At 69.7% G+C, this 18,798-nt stretch carries 15 protein-coding genes; 5 read left to right on the top strand and 10 right to left on the bottom strand.

Translation table 11 applies throughout. The features are described 5' to 3' along the window. Nucleotides 1-243 precede the first annotated feature (243 nt). The 3 genes from KWI83_RS21475 to thyX form a co-directional block, all read right to left on the bottom strand. Nucleotides 244-1,929 carry a ribonuclease J gene (locus KWI83_RS21475; protein ID WP_218515990.1) on the bottom strand — a complete coding sequence of 562 codons (1,686 nt, stop codon included), beginning with the start codon at nucleotides 1,927-1,929 and terminating at the stop codon, nucleotides 244-246. A 153-nt stretch (nucleotides 1,930-2,082) separates the two neighbouring features. Next, nucleotides 2,083-2,982 carry a 4-hydroxy-tetrahydrodipicolinate synthase gene (gene dapA / locus KWI83_RS21470; RefSeq protein WP_171110062.1) on the bottom strand — a complete coding sequence of 300 codons (900 nt, stop codon included), beginning with the start codon at nucleotides 2,980-2,982 and terminating at the stop codon, nucleotides 2,083-2,085. A 222-nt stretch (nucleotides 2,983-3,204) separates the two neighbouring features. Beyond that, nucleotides 3,205-3,963, bottom strand: a complete 759-nt coding sequence (gene thyX, locus KWI83_RS21465; RefSeq protein ID WP_218515989.1) for an FAD-dependent thymidylate synthase — start codon at nucleotides 3,961-3,963, stop codon at nucleotides 3,205-3,207. Nucleotides 3,964-4,178: 215 nt separating this feature from the next. Here thyX and KWI83_RS21460 point away from each other — a divergent pair, with 215 nt between their 5' ends. Continuing rightward, entirely contained in the window at nucleotides 4,179-4,418 is a 240-nt protein-coding gene (locus KWI83_RS21460) for a hypothetical protein (protein ID WP_218515988.1), read from the top strand. Between the two features lie 101 nt (nucleotides 4,419-4,519). After that, nucleotides 4,520-5,095, top strand: coding sequence for a hypothetical protein (locus KWI83_RS21455; RefSeq protein ID WP_218516000.1), 576 nt, complete (start codon nucleotides 4,520-4,522; stop codon nucleotides 5,093-5,095). 36 nt (nucleotides 5,096-5,131) lie between these two features. On the opposite strand, the gene KWI83_RS21450 is transcribed toward KWI83_RS21455, so the two are convergent. The 5 genes from KWI83_RS21450 to rpsO form a co-directional block, all read right to left on the bottom strand. Next, nucleotides 5,132-5,584: a hypothetical protein gene (locus KWI83_RS21450; protein WP_218515987.1), complete on the bottom strand. Its 453-nt coding sequence runs from the start codon at nucleotides 5,582-5,584 to the stop codon at nucleotides 5,132-5,134. 11 nt (nucleotides 5,585-5,595) lie between these two features. Continuing rightward, the gene (dapB, locus tag KWI83_RS21445) at nucleotides 5,596-6,348 is read right to left on the bottom strand and encodes a 4-hydroxy-tetrahydrodipicolinate reductase (RefSeq protein ID WP_218515986.1); all 753 of its coding nucleotides are present in this window, start codon (nucleotides 6,346-6,348) and stop codon (nucleotides 5,596-5,598) included. Nucleotides 6,349-6,376: 28 nt separating this feature from the next. Then, nucleotides 6,377-7,756 (bottom strand): pitrilysin family protein, encoded by a 1,380-nt coding sequence (locus tag KWI83_RS21440; protein WP_218515985.1) that lies wholly within the window; start codon nucleotides 7,754-7,756, stop codon nucleotides 6,377-6,379. Then, entirely contained in the window at nucleotides 7,753-9,975 is a 2,223-nt protein-coding gene (locus tag KWI83_RS21435) for a polyribonucleotide nucleotidyltransferase (RefSeq protein WP_218515984.1), read from the bottom strand. Before KWI83_RS21435 ends, KWI83_RS21440 begins: the two co-directional genes overlap by 4 nt. Before the next feature lie 366 nt (nucleotides 9,976-10,341). Further along, nucleotides 10,342-10,629 (bottom strand): 30S ribosomal protein S15, encoded by a 288-nt coding sequence (rpsO, locus tag KWI83_RS21430; protein ID WP_023546329.1) that lies wholly within the window; start codon nucleotides 10,627-10,629, stop codon nucleotides 10,342-10,344. A 386-nt stretch (nucleotides 10,630-11,015) separates the two neighbouring features. On the opposite strand from rpsO, the gene KWI83_RS21425 reads away from it, so the two are divergent. Both KWI83_RS21425 and KWI83_RS21420 read left to right on the top strand, forming a co-directional pair. Then, on the top strand, nucleotides 11,016-11,312 hold the full coding sequence (locus KWI83_RS21425; RefSeq protein ID WP_218515983.1) for a DUF397 domain-containing protein: 297 nt from the start codon (nucleotides 11,016-11,018) through the stop codon (nucleotides 11,310-11,312). A 311-nt stretch (nucleotides 11,313-11,623) separates the two neighbouring features. After that, nucleotides 11,624-11,800, top strand: a complete 177-nt coding sequence (locus tag KWI83_RS21420) for a hypothetical protein (RefSeq protein ID WP_218515982.1) — start codon at nucleotides 11,624-11,626, stop codon at nucleotides 11,798-11,800. Between the two features lie 445 nt (nucleotides 11,801-12,245). Here KWI83_RS21420 and KWI83_RS21415 read toward each other — a convergent pair whose 3' ends face one another. Both KWI83_RS21415 and eccD read right to left on the bottom strand, forming a co-directional pair. After that, nucleotides 12,246-12,638 carry a PQQ-like beta-propeller repeat protein gene (locus KWI83_RS21415; RefSeq protein WP_218515981.1) on the bottom strand — a complete coding sequence of 131 codons (393 nt, stop codon included), beginning with the start codon at nucleotides 12,636-12,638 and terminating at the stop codon, nucleotides 12,246-12,248. Between the two features lie 237 nt (nucleotides 12,639-12,875). Further along, a complete protein-coding gene (gene eccD, locus KWI83_RS21410) occupies nucleotides 12,876-14,384 on the bottom strand; it encodes a type VII secretion integral membrane protein EccD (RefSeq protein WP_218515999.1) in 1,509 nt (502 codons plus the stop codon). A gap of 330 nt (nucleotides 14,385-14,714) precedes the next feature. Between eccD and eccCa the strand changes: the two genes are divergently transcribed. Then, nucleotides 14,715-18,692: a type VII secretion protein EccCa gene (eccCa, locus tag KWI83_RS21405; protein ID WP_218515980.1), complete on the top strand. Its 3,978-nt coding sequence runs from the start codon at nucleotides 14,715-14,717 to the stop codon at nucleotides 18,690-18,692. The last annotated feature ends 106 nt before the right edge of the window (nucleotides 18,693-18,798 follow it).

Below are 18,798 nucleotides of genomic sequence, written 5' to 3'. Positions count from 1 at the left end.
ATTTCTCGATCCGATTTCCTCGGTGCTTTCCAGGTTCCCGCTTCCGCGTTTCCCTTTCCGGCGCTCCCGACTTTATCAGAGACTCTGAGTCGGAATTTGCGCCCCGCTCCGGAGACTGTCTCCGGCGCACGCAGTGGCCGGGTTCCCGGGGGAGCGAGCCGTAAACGTACTGGAGCGGGGCGCCTCGATGCAAATCGAGGCGCCCCGCTCCAACTGCGCGCGTATGAAGGGGTCGTACGCGGGTCAGACCTCCACGACCACCGGAAGGATCATCGGCCTGCGGCGATACGTGTCGGAGACCCACTTGCCCAGCGTGCGACGGATCAGTTGCTGCAGCTGGTGGGGCTCCACGACGCCGTCCTGCGCCGAGCGCTCCAGGGCTTCGGTGATCTTCGGGAGGACGTCGACGAAGGCCGCGTCCTCGATGCCGGAGCCGCGAGCCTGGACGTGCGGGCCACCCGTGATCTTGCCGGTGGACGAGTCCATGACGACGAAGACCGAGATGATGCCCTCCTCGCCGAGGATCTTGCGGTCCTTCAGCGCCGGCTCGCCGACGTCGCCGACCGAGAGGCCGTCGACGTACACATAGCCCGCCTGGACCTTGCCGGAGATCTTGGCCTTGCCCTCGACGAGGTCGACGGCGACGCCGTCCTCGGCGATCACGATGCGGTCGTGCGGGACACCGGTGAGGGCGCCCAGCTCGGCGTTGGCGCGCAGGTGGCGCCATTCACCGTGGACCGGCATCAGGTTGCGCGGCCGGCAGATGTTGTAGAAGTACAGGAGCTCGCCCGCCGACGCGTGGCCGGAGACGTGGACCTTGGCGTTGCCCTTGTGGACGACGTTGGCGCCCCAGCGGGTGAGGCCGTTGATGACGCGGTAGACCGCGTTCTCGTTGCCGGGGATCAGGGACGACGCCAGGATCACCGTGTCGCCCTCGACGATCCGGATCTGGTGGTCCCGGTTGGCCATGCGGGACAGCGCGGCCATCGGTTCGCCCTGCGAGCCCGTGCAGACGAGGACGACCTCGCTGTCCGGGAGGTCGTCGAGTGTCTTGACGTCGACGACGAGGCCCGGCGGGACCTTCAGGTAGCCGAGGTCCCTGGCGATGCCCATGTTGCGGACCATGGAGCGGCCGACGAAGGCGACCCGGCGGCCGTACTCGTGGGCGGCGTCCAGGATCTGCTGGATGCGGTGGACGTGGCTGGCGAAGCTCGCCACGATGATCCGCTTGCGGGCGGACGCGAAGACCTGGCGCAGGACATTGGAGATGTCGCGCTCGTGCGGGGTGAAGCCGGGGACCTCGGCGTTCGTGGAGTCGCTGAGGAGGAGGTCGATGCCTTCCTCGCTCAGCCGTGCGAACGCGTGGAGGTCGGTGAGACGGTTGTCCAGCGGGAGCTGGTCCATCTTGAAGTCGCCGGTGTGCACGACCAGGCCGGCGGGGGTGCGGATGGCGACCGCGAGCGCGTCCGGGATGGAGTGGTTGACCGCGACGAACTCGCAGTCGAAGGGGCCGATGCGCTCACGGTGGCCCTCGGCGACCTCTAGCGTGTAGGGGCGGATGCGGTGTTCCTGGAGCTTGGCCTCGATCAGGGCGAGGGTCAGCTTGGAGCCGATCAGCGGGATGTCCGGCTTCTCGCGGAGCAGGAAGGGGACGCCGCCGATGTGGTCCTCGTGGCCGTGGGTGAGGACAATGCCGTCGATGTCGTCGAGGCGGTCCCGGATGGACGAGAAGTCCGGCAGGATCAAGTCGATTCCGGGCTGCTCCTCCTCGGGGAAGAGCACTCCGCAGTCGACGATCAGCAGGCGGCCGCCGTACTCGAAGACCGTCATGTTCCGGCCGATTTCACCGAGGCCGCCGAGCGGGGTGACCCTCAGGCCGCCTTCGGGGAGCGGCGGGGGCGGGCCGAGTTCAGGATGCGGATGACTCAAAAGACTCTCCTCACCACGCGCGCCACGTACCGGTCGGGCACGTGGCGCGCGTGACGTTCGTGCAGAAGCAGTTGTCGTTGTGGGGTGCAGGCACCGGTGGCCTGCCTATTCAGTTGTGAAGTTCCTACGCGCCCGGTCGGGCGAAGTCTGATGTCAGAGCTGTACCCCGCCGGCGGCAAGATCGATCTTGAGCTGCTCGATCTCCTGGGGTGTGAGCTCGACCATGGGCGGCCGCAGCGGGCCGCCGGGCAGGCCCTGGAGGGCGAGTGCGGCCTTGGTGGTCATGACGCCCTGGGTGCGGAACATGCCGGTGTAGACCGGGAGCAGCTTCTGGTGGATCTCGGTTGCCTTCTGGACGTCCCCGCTGGTGTACGCCTCGACCAGCTCGCGCAGCTCGGGGGTGACCACGTGGCCGACGACGGAGACGAAGCCGACGGCGCCCACGGAGAGCAGCGGCAGGTTGAGCATGTCGTCGCCGGAGTACCAGGCGAGGCCGGAGCGGGCGATGGCCCAGCTGGCGCGGCCGAGGTCGCCCTTGGCGTCCTTGTTGGCGACGATCCGTGGGTGCTCGGCGAGGCGGACCAGCGTCTCCGTGTTGATCGGGACGCCGCTGCGGCCGGGGATGTCGTACAGCATGACCGGCAGTTCGGTGGCGTCGGCGACAGCCGTGAAGTGCCGGTAGAGGCCCTCCTGCGGGGGCTTGTTGTAGTACGGGGTGACGACCAGCAGGCCGTGTGCGCCGGTGCGCTCCGCCGCACGGGCCAGCTCGATGCTGTGGTGGGTGTCGTTCGTACCGACACCGGCGACGATGTGGGCGCGGTCGCCCACGGCCTCCAGGACCGCTCGTACGAGGTCCGCTTTCTCCGCGTCGCTGGTGGTGGGGGACTCGCCGGTGGTGCCGTTGATGATCAGGCCGTCGTTGCCTGCGTCCACCAGGTGCGTGGCGAGCCGCTGCGCGCCGTCGAGGTCAAGTGCGCCGTCCGCCGTGAAGGGCGTGACCATGGCGGTGAGGACCCGCCCGAAGGGGGTCTGCGGAGTGGAGGTCGGAGCCATGGGTTACACGCTACTCGTTGCTCAAGGCGTGGTCTGCCCTTGGGGTGCGGGATAAGTCAGGACAAAGAGGGAGCCCGGCACTGCCTGCTCGGGGGTTCAAGCAGTGCCGGGTCCGTTTGATCAGGCTAGATGAACTTCTCCAAATGCCGCAATACGGACACCTCGCCCGGCTGACGCGTACATCTGTGCCCGCTGGAAAACCACCGGGCAAACACATGTCCGTTACGGCGCCACCCGGCCGTTGGCGTTGAAGGCGGCGTACGTGAGCGGCATGAGCCTGGCCCACTCGGCCTCCATCTTCTCGCCGACCATCTCGATCTCGCGCTGCGGGAAGGACGGGACCTTGGCGAGTTCGTGCTGGGTGCGCAGGCCGAGGAAGTGCATCAGCGAGCGGGCGTTGCAGGTGGCGTACATCGACGAGTACAGGCCGACGGGGAGGACCGAGCGGGCGACCTCGCGGGCGACGCCGGCGGCGAGCATCTCCTGGTAGGCCTCGTAGGCCTGGCGGTAGGAGTCCTCCATGACGCGGCCGACCAGCTCCTGCTGGGCCTGCGTGCCCTCGACGAAGCGGTACTTGCCGGGGCGGCCCTCCTGGACCAGCTTGCGGGACTCGTCGGGGATGTAGAAGACCGGCTGGAGCTCGCGGTAGCGGCCGGACTCCTCGTTGTACGACCAGCCCACGCGGTGCCGCATGAACTCGCGGAAGACGAAGATCGGGGCGCTGATGAAGAAGGTCATCGAGTTGTGCTCGAAGGGGCTGCCGTGCCGGTCCCGCATCAGGTAGTTGATGAGGCCCTTGGAGCGCTCGGGGTCCTTGTTCAGCTCGTCCAGGGACTGCTCGCCGAGAGTCGAGACGCGGGCGGCGAAGAGCACGTCGGCGTCCGAGGCGGTGTGCTTGACCAGCTCGACGGTGACGTCGCTGCGGAAGCTCGGCTTGAGCTCCGGGGCGTCCTTGGCTGCGTCGGCGGGGGTGTCGGTCACGGCTTGGAGAGTCCCTTCCATTCACTTCTCTCGTGCGGCGCCCACTCTACGGCCCGGCACTGACATCGGGGCGTTCGGTGCCGGGCCGCGACATCTTCGGCGAACCGAGGCGAAAGTTCTGTCAATCCGGCTTAACCGGGCACCTTTTGTGTCACCCGCTCGTCTGTGTTGGTGACAGCGATTCGTTCGAGTCCAGAGAGGAGCAGGACCCCCCGATGTTCCGTCGGCGCGAACCCGTACCCTTCGCCTTCCTCGCCGAAGCAGAGCAGTTCCGCAGCAATGTCACTCCCCCACCCCGCGAGCGCGCGACCGTCGGGCAGATAGCCGGGCGCTGGCTCATGGGGCTCACCATCGTGGCCGCGCTCGTGGGCTCCCTGGTGATCGGGATGCCGGCACTGGAGCTGGATCACTCGTCCACGCCGACGCAGCAGTCCCAGGCGTCCGACGGGCGCTGAGCGGGGCCTGACTCTGACGGACCCCCAAGGGTGGTGAGCGGGGACACGGGTCGATAGCCTCACCGGGCACAGCCCATGCATGGATGAGTGAGGACCCAGCCGTGCCCCTGCCCTTCCTGACGGCCGACCGCGCCTTCGACACCGCGGACGATGTCGCGCTGCCGTTTGACGACCGCGACCGCTGGCGGCGCCCCTACCGCCCCGGTCCCTGGCGCGTGGGCGTGGCCGCGATCTGGCTGCTGCTCGCCTCGTACGTGCTGTTCGCGGCGGTGATCATCGCGCTGACCGACACGCTGCCTGCCGCCGGGGCAGTGTTCGGCATCGCGCTGGCGATCATCGCCGTCGCCCTGCGGCTGCTGCGCATGGGCGTGTGGGTGAGCGCGCACGGGCTGCGCCAGGTGCGCTTCCTGCACACCCGGACGCTGCCGTGGGAGCGGGTCGGCGCCGTGCGGACGGTGCAGCAGCCGGTGCGCTGGCTGGGGCTGCCGCGCACGGTGCAGGGGCAGGCCCTGATTCTCGTACGCAAGGACCGTCCCTCGGACGATGCGCCCACTCTGCTGACCACGCACAACTCCGACTTCCTGGCCCGGCCGGCGGCGTTCGACCGGGCGGCGGACTCGGTGGAGGCGTGGGCCGACGAGTACCGTCGGGGCGCCGACGAGTACCGTCGGGGCTGAGACGCCTCGCATCGGGGCCGGCCTGCCCGGTCGGGGTCAGGCCTCGACGGGCTTGCCGTCGTGGAGGGCGATCGCGCGTTGCATCGCCTTGCGGGCGCGGGGGGTGTCGCGGGCGTCGTGGTACGCGATGGCCAGGCGGAACCATGTACGCCAGTCATCGGGCGCCGCCTCCGTCTCGGCCTTGCGCCGGGCGAAGACCTCGTCGGCCGAGTCACGGTCGACACGGCCGCTGGGCAGCCGCTTGAGTTCGTCGACGGGCAGACCGCCCTCGGCGTCGAGTTCGGCCGCGAGGGCGTTGGCCCGGCGGACGAACTGGGTGTTCTTCCACAGGAACCACAGGCCGATCAGCGGCAGGATCAGCACCGCGACACCGAAGGTCACGGCGAGGAGCGAGCCGGTCTTGATGAGCAGCACGCCACGGCTGCCGACCAGGACGAAGTAGAAGACCAGGACGGCGGCCGTGACGAGGTAGGAGAGCTTCGCGCGCATGAGGGTCCGGCTCAGCCCAGGTCCAGGAAGTGTTCCAGGCCGAAAGTGAGGCCCGGGGTGCTCACCACACGGCGGGCGCCCAGCAGGATGCCCGGCATGAAGCTGCTGTGGTGCAGCGAGTCGTGCCGGATGGTGAGGGTCTCGCCCTCGCCGCCCAGCAGGACCTCCTGGTGGGCCAGCAGACCGCGCAGGCGCACCGCGTGGACCGGGACGCCGTCGACGTCCGCGCCGCGGGCGCCGTCCAGGGCCGTGACCGTGGCGTCCGGCGCCGGGGCCGTACCCGCCTCGCGGCGGGCCTGCGCGATGAGCTGGGCGGTGCGGGTGGCGGTGCCGCTGGGGGCGTCGACCTTGTTGGGGTGGTGCAGCTCGACCACTTCGACGGACTCGAAGTACGGCGCGGCGATCTGTGCGAACTTCATGGTCAGGACGGCCCCGATGGAGAAGTTGGGCGCGATGAGCACGCCCGTCTGCGGGGACTGCTCCAGCCAGCCGCGCAGCTGCGCGAGGCGCTCGTCGGTCCAGCCCGTCGTACCGACGACGGCGTGGATTCCGTGCCGTACGCAGAAGTCGAGGTTGCCCATCACCGAGGCCGGCGTGGTGAGTTCGACGGCGACCTGGGCGCCGGTCTCGGCCAGCGTCTCCAGCTTGTCGCCCCTGCAGAGGGCGGCGACCAGCTCCATGTCCTCGGCGGCCTCGACGGCTCGTACCGCCTCCGAACCGATCCGGCCCCTGGCACCGAGGACCGCCACGCGCAGCTTGCTCATGTTGTTGCTTCCTTACCGGGTACGGGTCTCAGGCGACGGCGTCGTGCAGACGCGAGGCCTGCTTGTCCTTCAGCGGGCCGATGACCGACAGCGAGGGCCGCTGTCCCAGGATGTCGCGCGCGACCGCGCGGACGTCGTCCGGGGTCACCGCAGCTATCCGGGCCAGCATGTCGTCGACGGACATCTGCTCGCCCCAGCACAGCTCGCTCTTGCCGATACGGTTCATCAGCGCGCCGGTGTCCTCCAGGCCGAGGACCGTGGAGCCGCGGAGCTGGCCGATGGCGCGGTCGATCTCGTCGTCGGACAGGCCGTGCTCGGCGACGTGGTCGAGTTCGTCGCGGCAGATCTTCAGCACGTCGTGCACCTGGCTCGGTCGGCAGCCCGCGTACAGGCCGAACAGGCCACAGTCGGCGAAGCCGGAGGTGTACGAGTAGACGCTGTAGGCGAGGCCGCGCTTCTCCCGTACCTCCTGGAAGAGCCGCGACGACATGCCGCCGCCGAGCGCGGTGTTCAGCACACCGAGGGCCCAGCGGCGGTCGTCCGTGCGGGCCAGGCCCGGCATGCCGAGCACGACATGGGCCTGCTCGGTCTTGCGGCCGAGCAGCTCGACCCGGCCGGCGGTGCGGATGGCGCGGCGTCCGTCGCGCGGGGCGATGGGCTGGGCGGCCGGGTCCTTGAGGGCGTCGGCCTTCTCGAAGGCGGCGCGGACCAGTCGTACGACCTTGTTGTGATCGATGTTGCCCGCGCAGGCGACCACGAGGTGGGTCGCGTCGTAGTGCTTCTTGTAGAAGCGGCGGATGCGGTCGGCGGTGAGGGCGTTGACCGTGTCGACCGTGCCGAGGACCGGGCGGCCGAGCGGGTTGTCGCCGAACATCGTGTGCGCGAACAGGTCGTGCACGCAGTCGCTCGGGTCGTCCTCGGTCATCGCGATCTCTTCGAGGATGGCGCCGCGCTCGACGTTGACGTCCTCTTCGAGGATGAGCGAGCCGGTCAGCATGTCGCAGACGACGTCGATCGCGAGCGGGAGGTCGGCGTCGAGCACGCGTGCGTAGTAGCACGTGTACTCCTTCGCCGTGAACGCGTTCATCTCGCCGCCGACCGCGTCGAGGGCGGAGGAGATGTCCAGGGCGCTGCGCCGCTGCGTGCCCTTGAAGAGGAGGTGCTCCAGGTAGTGCGTGGCGCCGTTCAGGGACGGCGTCTCGTCGCGGGAGCCGACGTGCGCCCAGATGCCGAAGGTGGCGGAGCGCACGGAGGGCAGGGTCTCGGTGACGACGCGGAGACCGCCGGGGAGGGTGGTCTTGCGGACGGTGCCGATGCCGTTCGTGCCCTTGATGAGGGTTTGGGTACGGGCGACGGCCCGCACCTCCGAAGAGGGGCGGGCCGTCACCTTGGAGCTACGGGACGTCACTGGTCGGCGTCGTCCTTCGTGTCGGCCTCGGAACCTTCCTCGCCCTCGATCACGGGGATCAGGGAGAGCTTGCCACGGGAGTCGATCTCGGCGATCTCGACCTGGACCTTGTGGCCCACGCCGAGCACGTCCTCGACGTTCTCCACGCGCTTGCCGCCGGCCAGCTTGCGGATCTGCGAGATGTGCAGCAGGCCGTCCTTGCCGGGCAGCAGGGAGACGAACGCGCCGAAGGTCGTCGTCTTCACGACCGTGCCCAGGTAGCGCTCGCCGACCTCCGGCATGGTCGGGTTGGCGATGGAGTTGATCGCCGTACGAGCGGCCTCGGCGGACGGGCCGTCGGCGGCGCCGATGTAGATCGTGCCGTCGTCCTCGATGGTGATCTCGGCGCCCGTGTCCTCCTGGATCTGGTTGATCATCTTGCCCTTGGGGCCGATGACCTCGCCGATCTTGTCGACCGGGATCTTCACGGTGATGATCCGCGGCGCGTTCGGGGACATCTCGTCGGGCCGGTCGATGGCCTCCATCATCACGTCGAGGATGTGGAGCCGGGCGTCCCGGGCCTGCTTCAGGGCGGCGGCGAGCACGGAGGCCGGGATGCCGTCCAGCTTGGTGTCGAGCTGGAGGGCGGTCACGAACTCCTTGGTGCCGGCGACCTTGAAGTCCATGTCACCGAAGGCGTCCTCCGCACCGAGGATGTCGGTGAGGGTGACGTAGTGCGTCTCGCCGTCGATCTCCTGGGAGATCAGGCCCATGGCGATACCGGCGACCGGGGCCTTCAGCGGCACACCGGCGTTCAGCAGCGACATGGTGGAGGCGCAGACCGAACCCATGGACGTCGAGCCGTTGGAGCCGAGGGCCTCGGACACCTGACGGATCGCGTACGGGAACTCCTCGCGCGTCGGCAGCACCGGCATCAGGGCGCGCTCGGCGAGGGCGCCGTGGCCGATCTCGCGGCGCTTGGGGGAGCCGACGCGGCCGGTCTCGCCGGTGGAGTACGGCGGGAAGTTGTAGTTGTGCATGTAGCGCTTGCGGGTCACCGGGGAGAGGGTGTCCAGCTGCTGCTCCATGCGGAGCATGTTCAGGGTGGTGACGCCCAGGATCTGGGTCTCGCCGCGCTCGAACAGCGCGGAGCCGTGCACCCGCGGGATGGCCTCGACCTCGGCGGCGAGCGTACGGATGTCCGTCACGCCCCGGCCGTCGATGCGCTTCTTCTCCTTGATGACGCGCTCACGGACCAGAGTCTTGGTCAGCGAGCGGTACGCGGCGGAGATCTCCTTCTCGCGGCCCTCGAACTCCGGCAGGAGCTTCTCGGCGGCGAGGGTCTTGACGCGGTCCAGCTCGGCCTCGCGCTCCTGCTTGCCGGCGATGGTGAGCGCCTGGGCGAGCTCGGGCTTGACGGCAGCCGTCAGGGCCTCCAGGACGTCGTCCTGGTAATCCAGGAAGATCGGGAACTCGCCGACCGGCTTGGCGGCCTTGGCGGCGAGGTCCGACTGGGCCTTGCACAGCACCTTGATGAAGGGCTTCGCGGCCTCCAGACCGGCGGCGACGATCTCCTCGGTCGGCGCCTCGGCACCGCCCTCGACCAGCTTGATGGTCTTCTCGGTGGCCTCGGCCTCGACCATCATGATCGCGACATCGCCGTCCTCCAGGACACGGCCCGCGACGACCATGTCGAAGACGGCGTCCTCGAGCTCGGTGTGCGTCGGGAAAGCGACCCACTGGCCGCGGATCAGCGCGACGCGGACGCCGCCGATCGGGCCGGAGAAGGGCAGACCGGCCAGCTGCGTGGACGCGGAGGCGGCGTTGATCGCCACGACGTCGTACAGGTGGTCGGGGTTGAGCGCCATGACGGTGCAGACGACCTGGATCTCGTTGCGCAGGCCCTTCTTGAAGGACGGGCGCAGCGGGCGGTCGATCAGGCGGCAGGTGAGGATCGCGTCCTCGCTCGGCCGGCCCTCACGGCGGAAGAAGGAACCGGGGATCTTCCCGGCCGCGTACATCCGCTCCTCGACGTCGACCGTCAGCGGGAAGAAGTCGAGCTGGTCCTTGGGGGTCTTGGAGGCGGTGGTGGCCGACAGCACCATGGTGTCGTCGTCCAGGTACGCCACGGCGGAACCGGCGGCCTGCTTGGCCAGGCGGCCCGTCTCGAAGCGGATGGTGCGGGTGCCGAAGGCGCCGTTGTCGATGACGGCCTCGGCGTAGTGGGTCTCGTTCTCCACTAGCGTTTTCTCCTCGTCTTCGTCCCTCCTCACCCGTGTTGGCGGGGGGACGGTGGCGGAGAAGCGCTCCGTCTGGTGCGGGCCGGTCTTCGATCGAAGCACCCGGGGGTCCCCCCGGGGGCCACTACCGAGGACCGGCGGCGGCGAGGTGCGCTCCTCCTCGTTCGTCTTGTGATGCCGCCTACCCCGGTGGGTACGCGGAATCACGGCGTGTCGTACGTAAATGCGTGTCGTGTACGCGTGCAGTGCGTACGCGTGTCGTGCGTATTGCGTTGTGCTACCACACTACAAAGGGGCAGTGACACTCCGCACGTACAGCAAAGGGAGCGGCCCCCTCGCAGTGGGAACCGCTCCCTTCGCGGCGTCTTACTTGGCGCCCGCCGCACCACGGCGGATGCCGAGGCGGTCGACCAGCGTACGGAAGCGCTGGATGTCCTTCTTGGCGAGGTACTGCAGCAGCCGGCGGCGCTGACCGACCAGGATCAGCAGGCCACGGCGGGAGTGGTGGTCGTGCTTGTGGGTCTTGAGGTGCTCCGTCAGGTCGGAGATCCGACGGGACAGCAGAGCGACCTGGACCTCGGGGGAGCCGGTGTCACCCTCCTTGGTACCGAACTCGGAGATGATCTGCTTCTTCGTAGCGGCGTCGAGCGACACGCGTACTCCTCATAGTCTGTGAGTGGCCACCGAGTGCCCCCGGTCTTCTTCTCGGGGGATCTTCCATGACTCGGAAGGCGGGGATCCGCTGGGCGCGGCCTCCAGAGCGGGGCTCCGGGGGTGCGTACACATACGGCCGTCACTGAGGGTACCAGGGCGGCTGGGTGCCCTCGTCCGCGGGCCGGTGTCCCCCGGCCGGGGCTCCGGGTACGCGGCCGAGCCCTTGCGGCAAAACGCGCTGGAAGGGAACCTTTCTGCCCCGTTCTGGCCCGCAATACCGGCCGGGTGTACGTGAGTGCGACTCTGGCAAACCTCTGACCTGGGGGAACGTCGGCAAGTAGGGTAGCGGCACAGCTCGTCGTATCGATGGAAGGACCGGAGCCGTAATGGCCGATGCCGAGGACCAGGAACTCAAAGCACGCAAGGAGCGGGAGCGGGACGAGCTGTACGCGCTCGACATCTCGGGGGTCGAGTGGCACTGCGCGCCGGGAACCGAGGAGCACGAGGAGCGGGTCGAGATCGCCTACCTGCCCGGCGGCGCCGTGGCCATGCGGTCGTCCCTCGACCCCGACACCGTGCTGCGGTACACGGAGGCGGAGTGGCGGGCGTTTGTGCTGGGGGCTCGGGACGGGGAGTTCGATCTGGAGCCGACGCCGCAGAACGGCGGGCTCGCGGAGCAGTAGTCCGGTGCGGCGGCCGATGCCGTGTCGGCCGCCGCCGGGCAGTGGTCACGGAGTCTTCCGCGCGTTGGACTCGATGCCGAGCACCAGGTAGACCCACTTCGGCTGGTCGGGCCCGGGGCCGGTGGCCGACTCGGCGCCGAAGAAGAGGCAGCCGTCCTGGACGAGGACGTCGCTGAAGTCGATCAGGGTGAAAGTCTCGGCCTCGGGCGGCAGGTCGAAGTAGAAGAACGGCGTCTCCTTGCCCGTCTCCGGGCGGGGCTGACGAGCGCGGTGGGCGTGATGTTGTCCTGGCTCTCGCGCAGGCGAGGAGCTTGTCGCCGCTCGTCCGCACCGGGATCAGCAGGGCGTTGGGACCGGAGTCGAACTTCGTCGTGGTGTTCCCGGTCGCCAGGTCGAAGCCGATGACCCAGTTGGAGGTGTGCACCCCGATGTCGTCCTCGCTGCGGAGGAAGACCTGGTCGCCGCCGACGGCGACCGTCGGGCAGTAGTCGATGACGAGATGGTCCCCGTACGAGCACTCCCCCACGTAGGTGCCGGCTGGAGGCGGATCGTGGCGCGGTTCTTGCCGTCGTCGTCGAGGGGGCGCAGTTCGGTGATGCCGGTGTCGCCCGCGGAGACGGCGAGGACAACCGGATCCGAGGAGGGGACGCTGACGCCGCGGACGCCCTTTGCGGCCGAGTACGACCACAGCGTGCGGCCCGTGGCCGGATCGACCCTGCGTACCTTGAACGCGATGGCTTCCCAGGAGGCGACGGGCAGGCTCTTGTCGTTGCTCCAGCACTCCTCGCGCACGGGTAGCGCGCCTCCGCCGGCGGCGCCGGCGTCCTGGCAGGCGCCGGTGGCCTTCGTGCTCCAGCGGATCTCGCCGCGATCCATGCCGTACGCAATGGTGCCGCCGCCCCAGGTGACGGCGACCGTGTTCGTGGACCAGGGTCACGCCGGGGGTGTCCTGGACGGCACCGTTCGAGGGGCACCGGGACGGGTGCCGGTCGCGGAGGCGGGGAAGTCGTGGGACCAGATCTTGCGGCCGTCGTCGAGGTCGAAGAAGGCGACACGGTCGCAGTAGGGCCTCTCCTCCTCGCTGTCGTTCGCGCGGTACAGGACGGCCGTACGGTTCTCCCCGGTGACATGGCGGGGGTAGCCGCAGATGGGGCCGTCGAGGGGGAGCTTCCACTTCTCGTCGCCGGGTTTGGCGTCGGTGCCGATGGCCAGGCCGACGAGGGTCCTGTTGATGCCCTTGGCGAGGATCTTGTCCGTGGCCCACATGCCCGGCATCTCGTACCGCTCGCCCGTGCTCATGTCGACCACGGAGAAACAGAATGCCATCTTCCCAACGGTGCTCGACGGAACGCCATCTTCCCAACGGTGCTCGCAGGCCGCTTCTCGACGGTCTCGCGGACGTCGATGCGGCTCTGTCCCGCGTTGGCCAGCGTCTTGGCCCTCAAGCGCCGCCGCAAGATGCTGATGCGGCCGCTGTATATCGAAGGCGGTGGGCCGAAGCTCACCCTCCGAATTCCATTCCGTGCCGTGCGGTCAGCTCGTCGCCTGCCTGCCGCGCGGCGTTCAGCTCGCCATCGCGCGGGCGGCCGCGTACACGTCGAAGACGGCGAGAGCCAACGGCACCAGGGTCAGCAGGACGAAGCTCTCGGCGATCTCCATGAAGCGTCCCCAGAAGGGGCTGACGCCGCGCCGCGGAGTGATCAGGCCGATCGCGGTGACGAGGGCGGTGGCTCCGGCGATCGCCGCCGCGAGCCAGACGCTGCGGATGTCGAGGCCGGTGGTGTCGCCCTGGAGGGCGTCGCGCAGCAACTCCGTGGGCGGGTTCAGGGCGAGCCCGAGGCCGAGGAAGACTAGGGCGGCGAGCCCGGCGGAGAGCGTGGCGCCGACCTGCGCGGTGTAGCGGAACAGGTGGGCGCGCATCAGCATGGCGATGCCCGTGGCGAGGGCGAGGAACTGCGCCCAGACGTTGCTGGAGAAGCTGAGGACGATCGACGCGCCGACTGTGACGAGCGCGCAGCCGCCGACGAGGCCGACGAGGAGTTCGTGGCCGCGGCGGACCTGGGCGGTGATGCGCCGGGTGTCGACGGGCTCCTGCTGGGCGGCGGGTTCCTCGGTGGTGTAGCCGCGACCGGGGTTGGGCGGTTCGAAGCCGATGGGCAGCCGTGCGAACCGCATGGACAGGCCGGGCAGGAAGGCGAGGGCGCAGACCGCGAGCGGGGCACAGACGGCGGCCGTCTCGATGGGCTTCAGATGCGTGAGCATCGCGATGAAGGTGGTCAGCAGCCCGATCGTGGAGGCGAAAACGAACGCCACGAAAGGGCCGTCCCCGCTGGGCGACACCAGCGTGAGCACCACGGAGGCGACGAGGACCGCCGCGCACGCGAGCAGGAACTGCAGCCGTCCGACGCCCTGCCCCTCCGACAGCGGGAGCAGTCCGGACCCGGCCACGGCGATGTTCGGCAGGGCCCCCAGGCCGAGGGCGACGGCCGAGCCGCGGTCGTCGTAGACCCGAGCGCGGACGCACGCGACGGCGACCAGGAGGACACCGGTGACGGCGGCGAGGATGCCCTGAAGGCTGTGCATGTCGTGGCGGATCTGTGAGTTCCAGACCACGAACGCGAGCAGTGCGGGCAGGATCCCGCCGGCGATCAGGCCGGCGGCGCGGGTGAGGGTGCCGTTCCACAGGGTGCGGTCCTGGGTGACGGCGGAGGCGATCGCCTCGGAGACGTCGTCGTGGACCGCGGGCGGCAGCGACTCGGCGAACGGACGCAGCGTCAGCAGCTCGCCGTCCAGGATGCGCTGGGCGGTGAAGGAACGGGATCCGTCGAGGACGGTGCCGTCCCTGCGTACGAGGTGGTAGCCGACCGGGGCGCCCTCGGCGGGGCTTTGCCGGGAGAGCCGCAGGATCTCCGGGTAGAGGTCGGCGACTGACACATCGTCGGGCAGCGCCACGTCGATGCGGCTGTCGGGCGCCACGATGGTGACACGGCAGAACCCGAACCCGGTGCCCGCCCCGGAAGGAGCTCCGGTGCCCGCTCCGCCGGTCGCGCCGGTCGGCGCGGAGGCCGTCATGCTCACCTGCTGTTCCCCCTCGTCGGTGTACGGCGGTCGCGGCGTCGGGCGCGCGATCGCCTGTAACGATCCTGTGTAGGTTGCGCCTTGCCGCCCGCGCCGTCGGCCGCATGCGCCGCGTTGCCCGGGTGCAGGCGGGGAGCACTCACAACGAACAGTGCGGATTGTCTGGTTTTCTGGGGCCCGATTCGCAACTGCTCACACGTCTCACGGGCACCCTACCGCCCACCGTTGTCAGTGGTTCTCAGTAGGATCGCGCTTCGCGATCGACGTTCGCCGGACACGGGGCGGCGGACGGAACGGTCGCTCCGGTAAGGGAATTGGTGCCAAGTGAGCCACATCGTCGTCAAGCGCCCACCGAGGGCACTGCCGCGGGAAGTGCCCACGAACGAGGTCGTGCTGCAGCCTCCGCCGGAGCTGCCGCGCGGGCAGCAGGAAGGCGCCCTGATGCAGCTCCTGCCCATGCTCGGCATGGGCGGGTCCGTGGTGTTCTTCTTCAACCCCCAGGCTCAGCCCTTCATGAAGATCATGGGCATGGTGATGGTGGCCTCCACCATCGCCATGGGCGTCGCGATGCTGATTCGCTACCGGCGAGGCAGCCAGGGGCAGATCGCCGACATCCGCCGCGACTACCTGCGGTATCTGTCGCAGACCCGGCGGGAGACGCAGAAAACCGCCAAGGCGCAGCGGGACGCCCAGTACTACCTGCACCCTTCGCCGGAGCAACTGTGGGCGCTGGTCGCCGAGGGCAGCCGCGTGTGGGAGCGCCGGGCCGGCGACGAGGACTTCGGGCAAGTGCGCGTCGGTCTCGGCCCGCAGGCCCTGGCCACTCCCCTGGTCCCGCCGCAGACCGCGCCGGTGGACCAGTTGGAGCCGCTGACGGCGGGCGCCATGGAGCGTTTCGTGGCCACGCACAGCACCCTTGAGGACCTGCCGATGGCGGTCTCGCTGCGGGCCTTCTACCACGTGTCGATCAGCGGTGAGCCGGTCACCGTGCGCGGCGCCGCGCGCGCGGTGACCGCCGCCCTTGCCTCACTGCACTCCCCCGAGGACCTCGTCATCGCCGTCGCCACCGGCCGGGAGTCCGCGCCCGAGTGGGAGTGGGCCAAGTGGCTGCCGCACGTGCAGGCCAAGGGCGAGGCGGACGGCGCGGGCAGCCTGCGCCTGATCACCACCAACCCGGTCGAGCTGGAGGACCTGCTGGCCGCCCGGCTCCAGGGCCGCCCGCGCTTCCACCCGAGCGCGCCGCCGGTGCCCGAGCAGCCGCACCTGGTGGTCGTCCTCGACGGTGTCTCCCTGCCGCCCACCTCACTGCTCGCCAGCCCGGAGGGGCTGCAGGGCGTGACGGTCCTGGAGGTGGTGCCGGGCGAACTCACCACCGGACGCGGTGACCTCTCCATCGTCGTACACCCGCGCGAGCTGCGCCTGGAGTCGGCGCACGGCTTGGTCTACGAGGGCACGCCCGACGTCCTGTCGTACGAGGCGGCGGAGGCGCTGGCCCGGCAGCTGGCGCCGCTGCGGATGGCCTCGGGCGGGGACGACGACGAACCGCTGCTCGCCAACCTGGAGTTCACGGATCTGCTCAACCTCGGCGACGCGGCGACCGTCGACCCGCGGCGCACCTGGCGGCCGCGCTCGCAGTCCGAGCGGCTGCGCGTGCCGATCGGCGTCGGTGAGGACGGCCGGCCGGTGATGCTCGACCTCAAGGAGGCCGCGCAGGAGGGCATGGGGCCGCACGGTCTGTGCGTCGGCGCGACCGGTTCCGGCAAGTCGGAGCTGCTGCGCACCCTGGTCCTCGGCCTGGCGGTCACCCACTCCTCCGAGACGCTGAACTTCGTCCTCGCCGACTTCAAGGGCGGTGCGACCTTCGCGGGCATGGCTCAACTGCCGCATGTGGCCGCGGTCATCACCAACCTTGCCGACGACCTGACCCTCGTCGACCGCATGGGCGACTCGATCCGGGGAGAGCTGAACCGCCGTCAGGAGATGCTGCGGGACGCGGGGAACTACGCCAACATCCACGCATACGAGAAGGCCCGCGCGGCCGGTGCCGCGCTCCAGCCGATCCCCTCACTGGTCCTCGTCATCGACGAGTTCAGCGAACTGCTCACCGCGAAGCCGGACTTCATCGAGATGTTCGTGCAGATCGGCCGCATCGGCCGGTCACTCGGTGTGCATCTGCTGCTGGCCTCGCAGCGCCTGGAGGAGGGCCGTCTGCGCGGTCTGGAGACGTACCTGTCGTACCGGATCGGTCTGCGCACGTTCTCGGCGGCCGAGTCGCGCGCCGCGCTCGGCGTGCCGGACGCCTACGAGCTGCCGAACGTGCCCGGTTCCGGCTTCCTGAAGTTCGGCACGGACGAGATGGTCCGCTTCAAAGCCGCGTACGTCTCCGGGGTGTACCGCTCCAGCGCCCAGCAGGCCGCGTCGTACGGCGGCCCGCTCCCGGTGGACCGCAGGCCCGTGCTGTTCACGGCGTCGCGGGTGCCCGTCCAGTACGTGGCGGTGCTGCCCCAGCAGCGGCAGGAGGACGAGCCGGACCAGACCGACGACGCGCTCGCCGACACCGTGCTGGACGTCATCGTGCGGCGGCTGGAGGCGCAGGGCCCGGCGGCCCACCAGGTGTGGCTGCCGCCGCTGGACAGCCCGCCGTCGCTGGACTTCCTGCTGCCCGGCCTGGCCGCCGTGCCGGGCCGAGGACTCACCCAGCCCGGCTACGAGGGCGCGGGTCGGCTCGTCGTCCCCGTCGGCATCGTCGACAAGCCGTACGAGCAGCGCCGCGACCCGCTGTGGACCGACTTCGGCGGCGCGGCCGGCCATATGCAGATCCTGGGCGGCCCGCAGTCCGGCAAGTCGACCCTGTTGCGCTCGATCATCACCTCCTTCGCGCTCACCCACACCCCGCACGAAGTGCAGTTCTACGGGCTCGACTTCGGTGGTGGCGGTCTGGCGTCCGTGGCGGGCCTGCCGCACGTGGGCGGCATCGCCTCGCGGCTCGACCCGGAGAAGGTCCGGCGTACGGTCGCCGAGGTGTACGGCATCATGACCCGCCGCGAGGAGTACATCCGTGCCGCCGGTATCTCCTCCATCGCCGAGTTCCGCGCCCGACGCGCCCGCGGCGACATCTCGACGACCGACCAGCCGTGGGGCGACGTCTTCCTGGTCATCGACGGCTGGGGCAACTTCCGCTCCGACTACGACGGACTGGAGCCCGCCGTCCTGGACATCGCCGCGCGCGGCCTCGGCTACGGCATGCACCTGATCCTCACCGCGTCGCGCTCCATGGAGGTCCGCTCCAACCTCAAGGACCACCTGATGAACCGCCTGGAGCTGCGGCTCGGCGACACCATGGACTCCGAGTTCGACCGCAAGGTCGCGGCCAACGTGCCGACCGGTGTCCCGGGCCGGGGCCAGACTCCGCAGAAGCAGCACTTCATGGCGGCGGTCCCACGCATCGACGGCCTGTCCTCGGACACGGAGCTGGCCGAGGCGGCGCAGGCGCTGGCGGCGGAGGTTTCCCGGCACTGGCAGCAGCCCGGCGCCCCCGAAGTGCGGCTGCTGCCGCGCGAGTTCCCCGCCCACCAGCTGCCGCCCGGGAACCGCTTCCCCAACCGGGGCATCGCCTTCGCGCTCGACGAGGACAACCTGGAGCCGGTGTTCGTCGACTTCGAGCAGGACCCGTTCTTCCTCGTCTTCGGTGAGAGCGAGTCCGGCAAGTCCAACCTGCTGAAGCTGCTCATCCAGCGGTTGACCGAGCGGTACGACGGCAACGAGGCGAAGCTCTTCGTGGTCGACAACCGCCGCTCCCTGCTGGGCGTGACCCCGGACTCGCATCTGGCGGAGTACATCCCCATGTCCAACCAGATGCAGCACCACATGGACGCGCTGGCCAACCTGATGCAGCGCCGTACGCCGACCGCCGACGTCACCCCCGAGCAGCTGCGCGACCGCAGCTGGTGGCAGGGCCCGACGGTGTACATCGTCATCGACGACTACGACCTGGTGTCCACGTCCAGCGGCAACCCGTTGTCCGGCCTCACGGAACTGCTCCCGTTCGCCCGGGACGTCGGCGTCCGCTTCATCATCGCCCGCTCCACCGCGGGCGCGGGCCGCGCGGGCTACGAGCCGTTCATGCAGCGCATGAGGGAACTCGGCGCCCAGGGCGTGGTCCTTGCCGGCGACCCGAACGAGGGGGACCTGCTGGGCGGCGTACGACCGCGTTCGATGCCCGCGGGGCGGGGTGTCTTCGTGTCGCGGAAGCGGGGGAAGCCGTTGGTTCAGGTGGGGTTGGTGCCGGACACCCATCGGTGACGGCGCCCGCGCTGTCGGCTGAGTGTCGGGATCGCCGACACAGTACGAGCGAGAGTTCGCAATGCACCAGCCGGGGGCCAGCCGCCCCGGCGGAATCGGTGCACGC

Source organism: Streptomyces sp. TRM70350, from assembly GCF_019219825.1.
In the GTDB taxonomy this organism is placed as follows: domain Bacteria; phylum Actinomycetota; class Actinomycetes; order Streptomycetales; family Streptomycetaceae; genus Streptomyces.
The sequence above is the reverse complement of the archived record's forward strand: the minus strand, read 5'-3'. Positions and strand labels throughout refer to the sequence as shown.

Excerpts from the sequence above, each read along its gene's own strand:
- dapA (WP_171110062.1), bottom strand. The coding sequence starts at position 2,982 with ATGGCTCCGACCTCCACTCCGCAGACCCCCTTCGGGCGGGTCCTCACC.
- KWI83_RS21460 (WP_218515988.1), top strand. The coding sequence starts at position 4,179 with ATGTTCCGTCGGCGCGAACCCGTACCCTTCGCCTTCCTCGCCGAAGCA.
- KWI83_RS21450 (WP_218515987.1), bottom strand. The coding sequence starts at position 5,584 with ATGCGCGCGAAGCTCTCCTACCTCGTCACGGCCGCCGTCCTGGTCTTC.
- dapB (WP_218515986.1), bottom strand. The coding sequence starts at position 6,348 with ATGAGCAAGCTGCGCGTGGCGGTCCTCGGTGCCAGGGGCCGGATCGGT.
- KWI83_RS21425 (WP_218515983.1), top strand. The coding sequence starts at position 11,016 with ATGGCCGATGCCGAGGACCAGGAACTCAAAGCACGCAAGGAGCGGGAG.
- KWI83_RS21415 (WP_218515981.1), bottom strand. The coding sequence starts at position 12,638 with ATGGCATTCTGTTTCTCCGTGGTCGACATGAGCACGGGCGAGCGGTAC.
- eccD (WP_218515999.1), bottom strand. The coding sequence starts at position 14,384 with ATGACGGCCTCCGCGCCGACCGGCGCGACCGGCGGAGCGGGCACCGGA.